Below are 14,146 nucleotides of genomic sequence, written 5' to 3' on the forward strand. Positions count from 1 at the left end.
TGCGTTGGTGCTGGTCGCGGCGATCTCAGCGGTGGCTGCGTTCGACGCGGTTGGCTCGATCATCGTGATCGCGATGTTCATCTGCCCGCCTGCCGCTGCCCGGATGATGACCAACCGGCTCGAGGCCCAGATCGGCTGGAGCGTCCTGTTCGCGGTGCTGTCGGCCGTGATCGGCTATGTTCTGGCGGGCTATGGGCCGCTGTGGCTGGGCTGGGCCGATGCGGTCAGTGCCGCCGGCATGATCGCCACGGTCTCGGGCGTCATCCTGGCCCTGGCCGCCGCTTGCGGGCCATGCCGCGGGCGGGCGGGGGTGCCAGGCACCAGTTGATTCCGCAGGTTTTCGCCGCCGGGACCCGCACTGCTTCGGCCAAACTTCGCCGAGACCGGGCGGGGCGGAAATCAGGACGCGCTTTGAGCGGCACATCGTGCTACATCCCCAGCCATTGCAAAATGCACGACCACCACTCACCTCGGGTCGTTCGGGCAGTCGCGATGATACAGGCAACCTGTCGAGCTTGCCGGTTTCGATGGCCCGGACGATCCGACCCCCCTCTCCTGAACCTGTCCAAACCTGTGGCAGAATCGCGTGCGATTGTGCTAAGTCTAGCGGTATGGCGCAGGCAAACCCCAATATCAGCGAAAATCGCCCCGTGATCCGGCAACTCGACGAAGCCGCGATCAACCGCATCGCCGCCGGTGAAGTGGTCGAACGCCCGGCCTCGGCCGTCAAGGAACTGGTGGAAAACGCGATCGACGCCGGAGCGACCCGGATCGGCATCGACATCGCCGATGGCGGCAAGACCTTGATTCGCGTCACCGACGACGGGTGCGGCATCGCGCCCGAGGATCTGCCGCTGGCCCTGTCGCGCCACGCGACCTCCAAGATCGACGGGTCGGACCTGCTCAACATCCACACCTTCGGGTTCCGGGGCGAGGCGCTGCCCTCGCTGGGCGCGGTGGGGCGTCTGACCATAACCAGCCGCGCGCCGGGGGCCGAGGCGGCCCAGATCCGCGTGGCCGGCGGCAAGATGGAAGGCGTCAAGCCTGCCGCCCTGCGCGCGGGCACCGTAGTCGAGCTGCGCGACCTGTTCTATGCCACGCCCGCGCGGCTGAAATTCATGCGCACCGACCGGGCCGAAGCGCAGGCGATCTCGGACACGGTCAAGCGGCTGGCCATGGCGGAACCCTCCATCACCTTCACCCTGCGCGATGTCTCGGGCGGGGGCGAGGGGCGCGTGGTGTTTCGCGCCGACCGCGAGAACGGAGACCTGTTCGACGCGCTGCACGCCCGTCTGGCCCGCATTCTGGGGCGCGAGTTTGCCGAGAATGCCTTGCAGATAGACGCTACCCGCGAGGGGATCCGGCTGTACGGATATGCCGCGCTGCCCACCTATTCGCGCGGGGCCGCCGTGGCGCAGTTCCTGTTCGTCAACGGCCGACCGGTGCGCGACAAGATGCTGACCGGGGCGCTGCGGGCGGCCTATTTCGATTTCCTCAGCCGCGACCGGCACCCGGCGGCGGCCCTGTTCATCGACTGCGAGCCCACGCTGGTTGACGTGAACGTGCACCCCGCGAAATCCGAGGTGCGGTTCCGCGATCCCGGTGTGGCGCGCGGGCTGATCGTCTCGAGCCTGCGGCACGCGCTGGCCGAGGCGGGGCACCGCGCCTCGACCACCGTGGCCAATGCGACGCTTGGCGCGATGCGGCCGGAACCGGCCCTGACGGCGCCCGCGCGGGTCTATCAGATGGACCGGCCGTCGCCTGCGGCGCGGTCGGTGGCCTATCAGGCGCAGGCGCCCGGATTTGCCGATCTGGCCAAAGCCTACAGCGGTAGCGTGGTCGAGCCCGTGGCCGAACCCGCCTCTGCACAGCCCGACCAGACGCCACCCGAACATCTGCCCCTGGGGGCCGCGCGCGGGCAGGTGCATGAAAACTACATCATCGCCCAGACCGCCGACGGTATGGTGATCGTGGACCAACACGCCGCGCATGAACGGCTGGTCTATGAGAAACTGAAGAAACAGATGGCTGAGAACGGCGTGGCCGCGCAGGCGCTGCTGATCCCCGAGATCGTCGAACTTTCCGAGGGCGACTGCGCCCGCCTGCTCGCGGTGGCCGATGACCTGTCGCGCCTGGGCCTGACCATCGAACCCTTCGGCGGCGGCGCGGTGGCGGTGCGCGAGACCCCGGCCATTCTGGGCGAGGTCAACGCGCGGGCGATGATCCTGGATATTCTGGACGAATTGGCCGATCAGGGCGAAAGCCAGACGGTGCAGGCGCGGATCGAGGCGATCCTCAGCCGCGTGGCCTGTCATGGCTCGGTCCGCTCGGGCCGCCGGATGCGCGCCGAAGAGATGAACGCCCTGTTGCGCGAGATGGAGGCCACGCCCCATTCGGGCCAGTGCAACCACGGGCGACCGACTTACGTGGAACTGAAGCTGGGCGATATCGAACGGTTGTTCGGACGCAGTTGATCCGGCCGCCGGTCGGCGATAGAAAAGAAGAAACAAAACAAGAACACGCAGGTTGAGATGATCGAGATTGCAGGCACCCGATATTCGCTGGAAGACCCCATGGTGATGGCCGCGCTGATCGGGGCGGGGGTGGTTCTGCTGATCCTCGTCCTGCTGTTTCTGGCCCTGCGCGCGGCCAACCGCTCGGCCCGGATGGCCGAGCCACTGGCGCAGCAGCTGGCCTATCTGGGCCAGCATGTGCAGCAGTTGGGGCAGGGGCAGGAGCAACTGCGCGGCGGGTTGCAGCATGTCTCGGACACGCAGGCCAATGCGCAGGTGCAGGTGATCCAGACGGTCGAGGCACGCCTGTCGGCGGTGCAGCAGCACATGAACGACCGGCTGGCCGACAACGCCATGAAATCCGCCCGCGCGCTGGCCGAAATGCAGGAGCGGATGAAGGAAACCTTGCACGGCACCTCGAAACAGACCGCGACCTCGCTGACCCAGCTGCAAGAGCGTCTGGCCGCCATCGACAAGGCGCAGGACAATATCACCAAGCTGTCGGGCGACGTGCTGTCGCTGCAGGACATCCTGTCGAACAAGCAGACCCGCGGCGCCTTCGGCGAGATCCAGTTGAACGACATCGTGTCCAAGGCGCTGCCCTCGGACAGCTATGTACTGCAGGCAACCCTGTCGAACGGCAAACGCGCCGACTGTCTGATCCGCCTGCCCAACCCGCCAGGGCCCATCGTGATCGACAGCAAGTTCCCGCTGGAAGCCTATGAGGCGCTGGTAGGCGCGGGCAGTGACATGGAGTTGAAGGCGGCGGTGCAGATGTTCCGCAGCACGGTGCGCAAGCACATCACAGACATCTCGACCAAGTACATTCTGGACGGTGAAACCGCCGACGGGGCGCTGATGTTCCTGCCCTCCGAGGCGGTCTATGCCGAACTGCACGCCAAGTTCCCCGAACTGGTGCAGGAGAGTTTCTCGAAACGGGTCTGGATCGTATCGCCCACCACCTGCATGGCCACGCTGAACACGATGCGCGCCATACTCAAAGACGCGCGGATGCGCGAACAGGCGGGCGCGATCCGCAAGGAACTGGGTATGCTGCACAAGGATGTCGAGCGTCTGGGCGACCGGGTGGCCAATCTCGACCGGCATTTCGGTCAGGCGGCCAAGGATATCTCGGAAATCAAGATCAGTGCCGAAAAAGCCGGTCGCCGGGCGCAGCGGCTGGACAATTTCGATTTCGAGGAACTGGCCCCCGAGGACCGCGCCAACGTGGTGCCGCTGGGCAAGTCCGAGGGCTGAGGCCTACTGGATTGACAGGTCTAGATTGTAGCCCACGGTCTTGCCGGTATCCCGGTCATTGCCCATCAGGTAGACGCGGATGGTAAAATCTCCGTCCTCGGGCAGGTTGATCCGGGCGGTATTGCCGTTGACCGAGCCATTGTAGATCGCGACCCCGTCGCTGCCCGGCGGCAGGATATTGAAATAGATCACGCCGTTGCCGTTGGTGTCGCTGACCTGAAGCTCGGCAAACAGTTCCTGCCCGCCCTTCGCACCCAGTACGTAGTCGAAATATTCATCACCCGTGATGGTGCCGCTGACCATAGAGCCGAAATTTCCGGGCTGGAATTTCACTTCGGCTTTTCTTTGGGCCAAGGCGGGCAAGGCCACAACGGCAATGAACAGGGCTGCCAGAGCTTGTTTCAACATTCTGCATATCCTCCCGGTGATTCCCGGCTCCAAGCCTAGCACAACCGAGTGACCGTTCAGATTCGCAGGAAGGGCTGCACCAAACGTGGGATCAGGCTGTTGAACTTCAGCGGAGCGTCGGTCACCGCCAGGCAGATGCAATCCTCGGACATGTCGGCCACGGGCGTGTGTTCTAAGTCCTCGTCTGCGATCTCGACGTCACCGCGGGCGAAATGGTCCACCTCGTCGGAAAACGCGCCTTGCAAAACCATGGTCAGCTCCATGCCTTTGTGGCCGTGATCGGGTACCGCAGCACCGGCCGGGATGAACAGCAAGCGTGCGGATGCTTCGTTGCTGGTCGGAAGTATGGCCTGCTTGACGCCCATGCCAATCGGTTTCCAACGGATGCTGTGCACATCGCCGCCAACGTAATCCTGCAACGGGGCGGGCAGAACACTGCAGGCCTGGCGCTTGGGTGTCGACGCGGGCGCGCTCTGCGCGATCAGCGCCATGGTTGCCGCCAGTGAACCCTGGCTCATCGCCACCGTGTCGTCTTGATCTTCCAGCAGATGCCCGCCGACGGCCTCGTAGCTTTCGGCGCGCGCGCGGCAGTGGTCGCACAGCGAGATGTGCGTGGCGACCATCAGGTCAAATGCCTCGGGCAAGGCGCCCGCGGCATAGGCCATCAGCAGATCGTCTGTCAGGTGGTGTTTGATCGCGTTGCTCATCTTTGTCATCTCAGTTCATCGCGTGGCGCAGGCGATCCAGCGCCAGTCGTATTCTCGATTTGATCGTACCCAGCGGCAAACCCGTCTGCGCGGCAATCTCGCGGTGGCTCAGGTCGCCGAAATAGGCTTTCACGATCAGTTCCCTTTGTGCCTCGGGCAGCTCGCGCAGGGCCGTGCGCAACTGCGCCGTTTCCTGCTGCAACGCAACCACATCAGCCTGTTCGGGCTCCGCCTCGGGGCCCCACGTCAGTTCTTCCGGTTCGGGACGCCGCTGCTTGCGCAGGGCGTCGATGCGTTTGTTCCGCGCAATCGTGAAGACCCAGGTGGATACCGTCGCCCGCGTCGGGTCGAACAGATGGGCCTTGTGCCATAGCGTCGCCATGACCTCCTGCGCGCACTCCTCGGCCAAACCGGCGTCGGACCCCGAACGGATCAGGAACGCCTTGACCCGAGGGGCAAAGTGCTGGAACAGCTCGGCAAAGGCCGTCTGATCCTGCGCTTCGCGGATACGCTTCACGTGGTCGATCCACGGGCACCGCGCTGCGCCATTCGTTTGTGTTGCGTTCACCGAACTTCCCTTGGTTCGTTTGCTACCGCTGCTGGCGCGCCGCGCCGCGGTTTCTGCCGCGGCACTGTCCAAATCAACGGTGTCGATCTCGGTAAACATAACCGCATTACGACGCTTGGCCCAAGCTGGATCACAGGAAACGAGATTTTTGATCCGAAAACGGATAATTTTCGTACACAAAATGAAAGCCGCACGAAAAACCGTGCGACCTCAAGCAGTTGAAGACGGCACCAGTTCATGACTTCGATCGAATTCGTCCCCGCCCACACCTATCACGGCAGGAAAGGTGCGATCGAGAACGCCTTTCGCTATTCAGTCGACTATATTCTGCTCGATCCCGAAGTCCGGCCGCGGACGCCGCTTCTTTTCTCGGTGGACCGCGCCAACATCACCAATTGGCGCATCCGCGACCACGGTGGCCTGCCAGGGCGGGGCAGTGGGGCCGTCTGGCTACGCGCGCGCCTTAAGGAAATGGACATTCCGCAGCCCGCCCGGATCGCCCTGCTGACGCAACCCAGAGTCTTCGGCCATGTGTTCAACCCGGTCAGTTTCTGGTTCTGCCTCGATGATGCGGACCAACCCTATGCAGTCGTGGCCGAGGTCACGAATACCCACGGCACGCGCCACAGCTATGTCTGCCACAAGCCCGGATTTGCACCGATCGGGCCATCGGATCGCATCCGTGCAGAGAAGCTCATGCATGTGTCCCCGTTCCAGAAGATCGAGGGGACATATACCTTCCGTTTCGATTTCCGGCCCAACCGGGTTGGCGTTTGGATCGACTATGGGCGCGACGGGGGCGGACTGATCGCCACGCTTACCGGCCCGCGCCGGGCGCTCACCAACCGAGCGATCCTGTGGTCGTTGCTGCGGCGGCCATTCGGGGCCCGGCGTGCAGTCTTTCTGATCCACTGGCAGGCGCTCAGGCTGTGGGTCAGGAAAGCGCCCTTCCTGCCGTTCCGCACCGCGCCGGTGCCGGCCGACCCCGTGTCGCGGTCGCACGAGTGACCGGCGCAATTTGCGCAAGATCAAGGACGACGCCCGGTGCGGATGGTTCAGATGGGGGGCAAACGCGGACAGAGGAGTTGACACCGATGCTGGAAATCTCGCCCAGAAAAGTGGCTCAGGTTGCCCTGATGGGGCGCGAACTGCACCGGGCCGAAGGCGAACTGCGCGCCTTCATCGACCGGATGAGCGAGGACGAGCAGGCCGAGCTGGTCGCGATCATGTGGATCGGTCGCGAAAGCTTTTTCCCCGAGGACCTGGCCGAGGCGATCGCAACCGCGCGGGCCGAGGCCTCGACCCCCTGCGCCGACTATCTGATCGGTACGCCGCATATGTCTGACCACCTGGAAAACGGATTGGACGCACTTGGAATCTCGGCCGAGGATGTGGAAAACGATCTGATGTGAACCGCTGTCGCCACGGACACGCGCATTTGGTATGGTGAGCTAGGTCCCTGGTTTTTGATGAGGCGGCGTGGTGGAGAGGCGGCACATTTCGAGTCAAGTAACTCTGTTGCAAGCTCTGGCATTGCTGTGCGCCTTTTTCGCCCTGAACAGCCCGGCGCGGGCTTGCACGGTATGCGTGACGCTGCCCGAGCATTCGCTGGCCGACCGTTTGATGATGGCGCAATTCGTGGTTCTGGCCGCACCGACAGCAGACAACCCGTTCCGATACGTGCCCGTCGAGGTGTTGAAGGGCAACAGCAAAGACTTGGCGGTTTTGCCCGAAATCCCATTTTTGGTCGATAGCGTGACGCGGGCGGCGGTGCGAGCGGATCCGGATCGTTCGGTATTGATGATGTACGGCCCCGACAGTCGTGACCGGGCCGGGCGCGCTTTGGTGCATGGCTGGACCAAAGGCTTCTTGATGACGCCCGCGCGGAAAGACTTTGTGGCGTTGGTACTTGCACAGGGGCCGGGCTGGAGCATTGGTGGATCGGCCTCGGCTGAGCGGGTCGCATTTTTTGCAGGTTTTCTTCAGGATGATGATCGCCTGTTGCGCAATACCGCCCTGATTGAATTGCACCGCGCACCTTACGATATCGTGCGCGGGCATCGCGACAGCGCTTCTACCCGGCAGCTGTTGCATGACCTGCGTAATCTGAACCGAATTGCCTATGCACCTGCCTCCATTCGTATGCTGGGTTTGCAATCCGACGACGCGGCCTTGGCTGCTGTAAGGTCCGTCTATCCGGGCGCGTTGGAAACCGGTGGTCTCAACCTGCGGGATTGGGCGCTTGCGGCAATCGAGGTGGATGGCGCAGTCGCGCTTGTCGCGATCGCACAGTCGCTTCGTTCTCCTGTAGCGGCCAGTGAAGACGCACGAGCATTGGTTCGCGCCCTCGTCGATGCTGGCAACGCGTTGCCAGCACATCGCGCGGCCATCGTAGCAATCTTTGCCGAAGTTTTGGAAACAGACACCGAAAACGCGGCGCGTATTGCATTTGCTGTCCGCGATTGGGGCGACGAGACGCTGGTGCCGCGATTGCGCAAGCTGCTGTTTGATCCGGAAACCGATCCCGCCACGGCTTTTGCCCTGCGCGCGACTTTGCCAGCAGGCCAATGACACGCTTCACCTTTCGTTTCGGCAAAGGATTAACTCGGCTTAATGGGTCGGTCCGGAACCGTTAACGTAGGCCTCCTTTATCTAGTGTCAGTGCTGCATCGCAGCTCAGTTTTCAGGAGGACACGACAATGGCAACCGCACGAACAGAAAAGCTTCAATCCGGCCTGTTTAGGGGCATATTCGCCAAATACACGGATGCCAGAGTTGAACGATCCCGCCGCCGTATCCTGGCAAAAACCGTGCGCGATCTCGAGCGGCTCAGCCATGATCGGCTGAAGGACATCGGTGTCGATCGAACGGAGATCAATCGCCGCGCATACCAGAGCGTTTATCGCAACGCACCATATCGGCAGTCGCGCTGACTGACGCCCAGCCCATGCAACCATCCGGGGAGGAAGGGAAAATGTTTGACCGCGTCATACCGACCAGCCGACATGAGCCGACCGCCAGCGCTTTGTTATTGTTTGACAGAGCCATGCGCATTCACGCGATCAAGGGCGATATCGTAAGTGCCGCTCAGCATTTGAATACGTTGAGCGATCATCATCTGTCCGAGTTGGGGATCAACCGCAGCGATCTTGAGGAAACGATCGAGCGCTACATCTGACGCCCGAAGCGACGATCGGACAGTCTTGTCCAGCCGGAAAAAAAGCCATTCCGGTGCGTCCGGAATGGCTTTTTGGTTGGTTCAGGTCAGGTGGTCGACCACCTGCAGGTGCTGCGCCAGCCTGTCAATCTCGGCCATCCAGGCCTGAACCAGTTTCGGGTCGCTGGGGGCGGCGTGGACTCCAGCGGGGATGGCGCGGTTCAAAACCGCCTCGACCGCGAGCGAGACCGGGATTGAGACGAGGCGGGCCATGGCGCTGCCGCGCGCGTCGCCCCAGGCGTCCATCACGTAGGTCTTGTGCCAGGCCGGCCTGCCGTCCTTCTCGGCCTTCAGGCCGACGCAGAGCACAACGCGGTCGGGCTCGCCCTCTTCATAGGCGTTCTCGGCCCAGAACTGGTCGGACATTTCCTTGAGCCGCGCTTCGCCCTCGGGGCCTTCCAGCGTTTCGATTTCGCGGAACACGTCCGACCACGCATCCGACCAGCCGTTCAGCCGAAGGGTGCCGCGGACGAATTCCTTTACCGGCCAGTGCTCCTCGAAATGGTACTGCTGAATGAAGGGGATCGAGTCGCGGTTCGGATAGACCTCGAAACTTTCGGGCGTGGGCAGCGGCGCGACATAGGTGCTGATCGCGTCCCAGGGCCGGGCCACGTCCAGCGGGGCATAATCGCGGATCGACCGCGAGGGCGAGCGCAGCGCCTTGAGCACGCCCAAGGGCGACCAGCTGAACTTGTAGCGGAACGGGTTGGGGTTCTTGGGGATGCCGCCGCAATAGGAAATGAAGCTCAGGTGATTTTCCGGATCGAAGGCGTCGGAGGCGCGGTAATCGTCGACCAGCGCATGGGCCATCAGGTGGTCGATGCCCGGATCCAGCCCAACCTCATTGACCAGCGCGACGCCGGCCTCGCGAGCCTTGTCGTCCAGCGCGCGCATTTCGGGCGCGATGTAGGAGGACGAGACAAAATGCGCGCCCTTCTCGATCGCCAGTTCCGCCAGCGGTACGTGCCAGTCGCCCGGCAGCATCGAGACGATCACGTCACCCTTTTCCAGCACCGCGCCCAAGGCGTCGATGTCGAAGGCCCGGATGTCGTCGGTCAGGTCGCCGACCTCGGCGCGGGCCTTTTCGACGGTCCGGTTCCAGACGGTCACCTTGTGGCCGGCCTCGATCAGGCCTCGCAGGCCGGGAATGGCCGACAGGCCGGTGCCGCACCAATGAATCGTCATGGCTCAGATTCCCTTCATGTGAGTTTCGAATGTCGCCTTGGCCCGGCCCCAGACGCCGCTGTCGATGTCGGTCAGCGCAAGCAGCGAGGGCAGAAGCTGCGCGGCGTAGTCTTCCGAGCTTTCGACAGGCAGCATCGAGGGCAGGTTGTCGATGGCCATCACGTCCAGCACAGGGTCGGTGGCCACGCGCAGGGCGGGTTCTTCCCAAGTGGTGGCGCGGTCATAGACCGGGACCGGGTTGTAGTCGCTGTCGGGGTCGCAGGCCACGTCGCCGATGGCGGTCAGCTTGCGCGGGGCATTCAGCGCCTCGCGCGGGACGAAGACCGGGGTTCCGGGCCGCGCGAAGATGCAGTTCAGGAAGATGTCGTGTTCCAGAATCTCCGGGAACGGCCCGCCATGGGCGGTTTCCGCCATGTCCCATTTCGTCACCTCGACCCCCATTGCCTCGCACAGGTCGGACGCGCCGGTGCCGACCCTTCCCAGCGCGCCGATCACGATGGCGCGGGGGCGGGGCGCGCCGGTGGCGTCCAACTCGGCCAAAAGTTCGGCGTTCAGCGCATCCTTGCCGGGATAGGCGCCGACGAGGCCGCAGATCTCGCCGCGCTGCTGCGCCGCCCAGGTCTTAAGCGTTACCGCCGCGCCGGCATACCCGGCCCAATAGCCGAAGGCCGCGACGCGCCGCCCGGTCTCGTCCACCAGGTATTCCAGGTCATACAGCGTGCCGTCGCCGGCCTTGAACCGCTCCAGCAGCTTTCGGCCCGAATGCTGGCCCTTGAAGGCATGACCGAACATGATGTGGCGATGCGGCAGGGGCGTGCCGTACTCGGGCAATTCCTTGAGGCCGAAGATGATCGCATCCAGCGGCGCCTCCGGCCAGGAGTTTTCCGGCGCGATTTCGCAGCCCGCCGCGCGGTAGCCGTCGATCGGGATGGCGCGGACATGGCTTTCCTCGACCGTCACGCGGATGCCGGCGTCGATCAGTTGCGCCGCACCCTCGGGCGTCAGCCCCACCCGTTCCTCGTTCGGGCGCTGTTCGGCCCGGACCCAGAGATGTGTCATCTGTTCTTCCTGTTATCCCAGCATCCCGGCGGCTCGAACCGCCCTGACGGATGCGCGTGCCTCCATCGCGTCGCGAAACGCGACGATCTTGGGAAAGGCCGAAACATCGACCCCATCCCCCTCGAGCCAGCTGCACACCACGTAAAGATACGGGTCGGCAAGGCTGAACCTTTCGCCCAGCACGAACGGGCCGCGCAGGCCGTTCGTCTCGACATACTTGCAGGATGCGGTCATGGTCTGGGCCACCTTGGCCGCCATGTCCTTCCAGCTGGAATTCCTGTCGGCCCAGCGGTGCCCACGCATCTTGTGCGCATGGTTCACATGCATGGTCGAGGCCAGGTAATACATCACCTCACGCATCCGCGCCGCCTGCAGCGGGTCGTCGGGGACAAGCCCGGCCTCGGGGGCCTTGGCGGCAATGAATTCCATCAAGGCGCCGGTTTCGGTCAGAATGCCGCCCTCGACCACCAGCGCGGGCACGCGCCCCTTGGGGTTGATCTGCCTGTAGGCCGCCGTCGTCTGCTCGCCCGAAGCGAAGTCCAGTCGGACCGGCTGATAGTCCAGCGCTGCCTCTTCCAAGGTGATGGCGGTCGCAACCGATATGGTGTTGGGCGCATAGTACAGCTGCATCGGCGGCTCCGTCGGGTTGGGCGGTTACAGATGCGTCTGGGCGAACTGCCGGTCGGGCGCTTCCAGATGCGGGACCGCGTTGAACAGAACGGGGCTCAGATCGGCCCCGATCGGGTGCAGACGATGCAACGACGTGTTCATGATGGCAAGGGCCACCCGCGCCATCGCCGGAATGTCCAGCCCCATCGCCTGCCGCACCACCATCGAGATCAACCCGCCCGAGGTCACCACGATGGCCGGCCCGTCCCCGGCGTGAATCTCTCGCAGGGCGTCCGAGACGCGGGTTTCGAACTGTTCGAAGGTTTCCGGCGCATCTTTGATATCGCCCCGCGCCCAGGCCTCGAAGGTCTGCGGCAGGTGCCGGACAAAGCCCTCGCGGTCGGTCGGGATCGCTACGCCGTGCTGTTCCTCGAACAGTTTGGCTAGGGTGAAATACTCGATTTCGTTCAGGCGCGGGTCACGGACCGGATCCGGCAAGCCCATGCTGGCCGCCGTTTCCAGGTGGCGGGTCAAGGTGCCGCAGAACACGCGCGGGTAATGCGCCCGCGTGTCTTGCAGATAGGCACCCAGCCACCGTGCCTGCTGATGGCCCAGCGGGCTGAGCTTGTCGTAGTTGACCTCATCGCGCGCGGCGGTGTTGGCCTGTCCGTGGCGAACCAATGTGATGTATGACATGTGCGTCCCTCTTGCTGCGAAGTCTTAGGGCAGGTTTCCGCAAGGGGCCAGAGGCGTTCGACCGGCAGGGCCGTAAATCTCGCGATCACGACACAGGCGGCCCGGATCAATTCGCGTGTTGCTTAACGGAAAAAAGTTTCCTATAGGAACATTGGCTGCCGAATGCGGCCGTATACCTCTTGTCTTGCATCGCGATTTGGGCCGCAATGACCGCCACCCGATTGACGCCACCGCTGATCCGGTCTCACCCGCAGGAATGGGGGTCATGCGTCGCGGTTATTGGGCTAGGATGGGGTCGAGTCGAGACCGCCTTCCCTTCCGGTGTGACACAGCCCCTGCGGTCTTATCCAAGGAAAGGTCATTGAAATGACAGACACGCTCCGCCGCACGCCGCTGCACGCTCTTCATGTCGAACTGGGTGGCAAGCTGGTTGACTTTGCAGGCTGGGAGATGCCCGTTCAGTATCCTTTGGGGATCATGGGCGAGCACAAGCAATGCCGCGAGAAGGCGGCGCTGTTTGACGTGAGCCACATGGGCCAGGTGATCCTGCGGGGTGAGAATGTGGGCGAGAAGCTCGAGGCATTGTGCCCGCAGGCTTTTGCGACACTGCCCGAGGGCAAGGCGCGCTATGGGTTCTTCACCAACGAAGACGGCGGGATCATGGACGACCTGATCGTGTCGAACGCGGGCGATCATTTCTTCGTGGTGGTGAACGCGGCGCTGCGCGATCAGGACATTCCGCACATGCGCGCGCATCTGGACGGGGTCGAGGTGACCGAGATCTTCGACCGCGCGCTGGTGGCTGTTCAAGGCCCCAGGGCCGAAGACGTGGTTGGCGCACTGTGCCCGGCCGCCCGCGATCTGAAGTTCATGGAAACCACCGTGGCCCCGATCAACGGCGTCGAATGCCGGATCTCGCGGCTGGGCTACACGGGCGAGGACGGCTACGAGATCTCGATCCCCGAGGACAAGGCGATCGAGATCACCCGCGCCCTGCTGGCGCATGAGGATTGCGAGCCGGCGGGCCTGGGCGCGCGCGACAGCCTGCGGCTGGAGGCGGGGCTGTGCCTTTACGGCAATGACATCGACCAGAGCACCTCGGCGATCGAGGCCAACCTGGCCTGGGCGATCCAGAAGCGGCGCAAGGAAGAGGGCGGCTTTCCCGGCGCGGCACGCATCCAGAAAGAGCTGGCCGCCGGCCCCACGCGCAAGCTGGTTGGGATCAAGCCCGACGGCCGCGCCCCGGCGCGACAGGGGGTCGAGGTGCAGGATCTTCAGGGCAACACGATCGGTCAGATCACCTCGGGCGGGTTCGGCCCGACGGTCGGCGGTCCGGTTGCGATGGGCTATGTCGCCGCTGGCCACTCCGAGCCGGGCGAACAGGTGAGCCTGATCATCCGGGGCAAGGCGCAGCCGGCGCGGATCGTGGCGCTGCCCTTCGTCAAACAGAATTACAAGCGTTGAAGTCAGGAGAGAGACATCATGGCAACCTATTATTCCGAAGAACATGAATGGCTGACGGTCGAGGGCGACACGGCCACGCTGGGCATCACCAAGCACGCGGCCGAGCAGCTGGGCGAGGTGGTCTTCGTCGAGCAGCAGGAGGTGGGTGAAGAGTTCGAGAAGGACGGCGAGATCGGGGTGATCGAATCCGTCAAGGCGGCCTCCGAGATCTATGCCCCGGTCGATGGCGAGATCCTCGAGGTGAACGAAGCGCTGGCCGACAACCCGGGCGCGCTGAACGAGGATCCCGAGGGCGAAGCGTGGATCTACAAGATCAAGATCACCGATGCCGCGCAGCTGGAAGATCTGATGGACGAGGCCGCCTACAAGACGTTTATCGGGTAAACCCGACCGGAGTCCCGGCATGGGGCTCCATCGTTTTTCATATACCGCCGAATTTGGGCTCCGCCCTTCATCTGGCAAG

The 14,146-nt window shown here is 63.7% G+C and carries 17 protein-coding genes; 10 read left to right on the top strand and 7 right to left on the bottom strand.

The features are described from left to right. The 3 genes from AC2FMN_RS12520 to AC2FMN_RS12530 all read left to right on the top strand — a co-directional run. Positions 1-328 (top strand): metal ABC transporter permease (locus AC2FMN_RS12520; protein ID WP_496688532.1); only part of this gene is annotated, 328 nt, incomplete at its 5' end. Between the two features lie 283 nt (positions 329-611). After that, complete coding sequence (gene mutL / locus AC2FMN_RS12525) at positions 612-2,474, top strand: DNA mismatch repair endonuclease MutL (protein ID WP_496688534.1); 1,863 nt, start codon at positions 612-614, stop codon at positions 2,472-2,474. Positions 2,475-2,531: 57 nt separating this feature from the next. Continuing rightward, on the top strand, positions 2,532-3,770 hold the full coding sequence (locus tag AC2FMN_RS12530) for a DNA recombination protein RmuC (protein ID WP_496680618.1): 1,239 nt from the start codon (positions 2,532-2,534) through the stop codon (positions 3,768-3,770). A gap of 3 nt (positions 3,771-3,773) precedes the next feature. Here AC2FMN_RS12530 and AC2FMN_RS12535 read toward each other — a convergent pair whose 3' ends face one another. Genes AC2FMN_RS12535 through AC2FMN_RS12545 form a run of 3 tightly spaced genes read right to left on the bottom strand, consistent with a single transcriptional unit; the run spans position 3,774 to position 5,552 of the window. Then, positions 3,774-4,178, bottom strand: coding sequence for a hypothetical protein (locus tag AC2FMN_RS12535; RefSeq protein WP_496688536.1), 405 nt, complete (start codon positions 4,176-4,178; stop codon positions 3,774-3,776). A gap of 56 nt (positions 4,179-4,234) precedes the next feature. Next, positions 4,235-4,885, bottom strand: a complete 651-nt coding sequence (locus AC2FMN_RS12540) for a ChrR family anti-sigma-E factor (RefSeq protein WP_496688538.1) — start codon at positions 4,883-4,885, stop codon at positions 4,235-4,237. 10 nt (positions 4,886-4,895) lie between these two features. Beyond that, complete coding sequence (locus tag AC2FMN_RS12545; RefSeq protein WP_496680623.1) at positions 4,896-5,552, bottom strand: sigma-70 family RNA polymerase sigma factor; 657 nt, start codon at positions 5,550-5,552, stop codon at positions 4,896-4,898. Between the two features lie 138 nt (positions 5,553-5,690). On the opposite strand from AC2FMN_RS12545, the gene AC2FMN_RS12550 reads away from it, so the two are divergent. The 5 genes from AC2FMN_RS12550 to AC2FMN_RS12570 all read left to right on the top strand — a co-directional run bounded on the left by AC2FMN_RS12550 (position 5,691) and on the right by AC2FMN_RS12570 (position 8,631). Further along, positions 5,691-6,461 (top strand): DUF1365 domain-containing protein, encoded by a 771-nt coding sequence (locus AC2FMN_RS12550; RefSeq protein WP_496688540.1) that lies wholly within the window; start codon positions 5,691-5,693, stop codon positions 6,459-6,461. 86 nt (positions 6,462-6,547) lie between these two features. Continuing rightward, positions 6,548-6,865 carry a DUF3775 domain-containing protein gene (locus AC2FMN_RS12555; protein WP_496680628.1) on the top strand — a complete coding sequence of 106 codons (318 nt, stop codon included), beginning with the start codon at positions 6,548-6,550 and terminating at the stop codon, positions 6,863-6,865. Positions 6,866-6,971: 106 nt separating this feature from the next. Further along, the gene (locus AC2FMN_RS12560; RefSeq protein WP_496688541.1) at positions 6,972-8,024 is read left to right on the top strand and encodes a hypothetical protein; all 1,053 of its coding nucleotides are present in this window, start codon (positions 6,972-6,974) and stop codon (positions 8,022-8,024) included. Between the two features lie 128 nt (positions 8,025-8,152). Then, positions 8,153-8,386 carry a hypothetical protein gene (locus tag AC2FMN_RS12565; protein WP_496688543.1) on the top strand — a complete coding sequence of 78 codons (234 nt, stop codon included), beginning with the start codon at positions 8,153-8,155 and terminating at the stop codon, positions 8,384-8,386. Positions 8,387-8,427: 41 nt separating this feature from the next. Further along, the gene (locus tag AC2FMN_RS12570) at positions 8,428-8,631 is read left to right on the top strand and encodes a hypothetical protein (RefSeq protein WP_496680635.1); all 204 of its coding nucleotides are present in this window, start codon (positions 8,428-8,430) and stop codon (positions 8,629-8,631) included. An 81-nt stretch (positions 8,632-8,712) separates the two neighbouring features. On the opposite strand, the gene AC2FMN_RS12575 is transcribed toward AC2FMN_RS12570, so the two are convergent. Genes AC2FMN_RS12575 through AC2FMN_RS12590 form a run of 4 tightly spaced genes read right to left on the bottom strand, consistent with a single transcriptional unit; the run spans position 8,713 to position 12,219 of the window. Next, the gene (locus AC2FMN_RS12575; RefSeq protein WP_496688544.1) at positions 8,713-9,855 is read right to left on the bottom strand and encodes a saccharopine dehydrogenase family protein; all 1,143 of its coding nucleotides are present in this window, start codon (positions 9,853-9,855) and stop codon (positions 8,713-8,715) included. A gap of 3 nt (positions 9,856-9,858) precedes the next feature. Then, positions 9,859-10,914 carry a saccharopine dehydrogenase gene (locus tag AC2FMN_RS12580; protein WP_496688546.1) on the bottom strand — a complete coding sequence of 352 codons (1,056 nt, stop codon included), beginning with the start codon at positions 10,912-10,914 and terminating at the stop codon, positions 9,859-9,861. Between the two features lie 12 nt (positions 10,915-10,926). Then, the gene (locus tag AC2FMN_RS12585) at positions 10,927-11,544 is read right to left on the bottom strand and encodes a glutathione S-transferase family protein (protein ID WP_496680641.1); all 618 of its coding nucleotides are present in this window, start codon (positions 11,542-11,544) and stop codon (positions 10,927-10,929) included. Between the two features lie 24 nt (positions 11,545-11,568). Beyond that, entirely contained in the window at positions 11,569-12,219 is a 651-nt protein-coding gene (locus tag AC2FMN_RS12590; protein ID WP_496680644.1) for a histidine phosphatase family protein, read from the bottom strand. Between the two features lie 366 nt (positions 12,220-12,585). On the opposite strand from AC2FMN_RS12590, the gene gcvT reads away from it, so the two are divergent. Next, positions 12,586-13,683, top strand: coding sequence for a glycine cleavage system aminomethyltransferase GcvT (gcvT, locus tag AC2FMN_RS12595; protein ID WP_496688548.1), 1,098 nt, complete (start codon positions 12,586-12,588; stop codon positions 13,681-13,683). Positions 13,684-13,701: 18 nt separating this feature from the next. Further along, a complete protein-coding gene (gene gcvH, locus AC2FMN_RS12600) occupies positions 13,702-14,067 on the top strand; it encodes a glycine cleavage system protein GcvH (RefSeq protein ID WP_496680648.1) in 366 nt (121 codons plus the stop codon). Positions 14,068-14,146: the final 79 nt, after the last annotated feature.

The organism is Ruegeria sp. BHSC037 (assembly GCF_059613045.1).

What these genes read in the sequence shown, in the direction of transcription:
- AC2FMN_RS12540 (WP_496688538.1), bottom strand. Translation starts at nt 4,885, where the DNA reads ATGAGCAACGCGATCAAACACCACCTGACAGACGATCTGCTGATGGCC.
- AC2FMN_RS12590 (WP_496680644.1), bottom strand. Translation starts at nt 12,219, where the DNA reads ATGTCATACATCACATTGGTTCGCCACGGACAGGCCAACACCGCCGCG.
- AC2FMN_RS12555 (WP_496680628.1), top strand. Translation starts at nt 6,548, where the DNA reads ATGCTGGAAATCTCGCCCAGAAAAGTGGCTCAGGTTGCCCTGATGGGG.
- AC2FMN_RS12530 (WP_496680618.1), top strand. Translation starts at nt 2,532, where the DNA reads ATGATCGAGATTGCAGGCACCCGATATTCGCTGGAAGACCCCATGGTG.
- AC2FMN_RS12575 (WP_496688544.1), bottom strand. Translation starts at nt 9,855, where the DNA reads ATGACGATTCATTGGTGCGGCACCGGCCTGTCGGCCATTCCCGGCCTG.
- mutL (WP_496688534.1), top strand. Translation starts at nt 612, where the DNA reads ATGGCGCAGGCAAACCCCAATATCAGCGAAAATCGCCCCGTGATCCGG.
- AC2FMN_RS12535 (WP_496688536.1), bottom strand. Translation starts at nt 4,178, where the DNA reads ATGTTGAAACAAGCTCTGGCAGCCCTGTTCATTGCCGTTGTGGCCTTG.
- gcvT (WP_496688548.1), top strand. Translation starts at nt 12,586, where the DNA reads ATGACAGACACGCTCCGCCGCACGCCGCTGCACGCTCTTCATGTCGAA.
- AC2FMN_RS12570 (WP_496680635.1), top strand. Translation starts at nt 8,428, where the DNA reads ATGTTTGACCGCGTCATACCGACCAGCCGACATGAGCCGACCGCCAGC.
- gcvH (WP_496680648.1), top strand. Translation starts at nt 13,702, where the DNA reads ATGGCAACCTATTATTCCGAAGAACATGAATGGCTGACGGTCGAGGGC.
- AC2FMN_RS12545 (WP_496680623.1), bottom strand. Translation starts at nt 5,552, where the DNA reads ATGTTTACCGAGATCGACACCGTTGATTTGGACAGTGCCGCGGCAGAA.
- AC2FMN_RS12565 (WP_496688543.1), top strand. Translation starts at nt 8,153, where the DNA reads ATGGCAACCGCACGAACAGAAAAGCTTCAATCCGGCCTGTTTAGGGGC.
- AC2FMN_RS12550 (WP_496688540.1), top strand. Translation starts at nt 5,691, where the DNA reads ATGACTTCGATCGAATTCGTCCCCGCCCACACCTATCACGGCAGGAAA.
- AC2FMN_RS12585 (WP_496680641.1), bottom strand. Translation starts at nt 11,544, where the DNA reads ATGCAGCTGTACTATGCGCCCAACACCATATCGGTTGCGACCGCCATC.
- AC2FMN_RS12580 (WP_496688546.1), bottom strand. Translation starts at nt 10,914, where the DNA reads ATGACACATCTCTGGGTCCGGGCCGAACAGCGCCCGAACGAGGAACGG.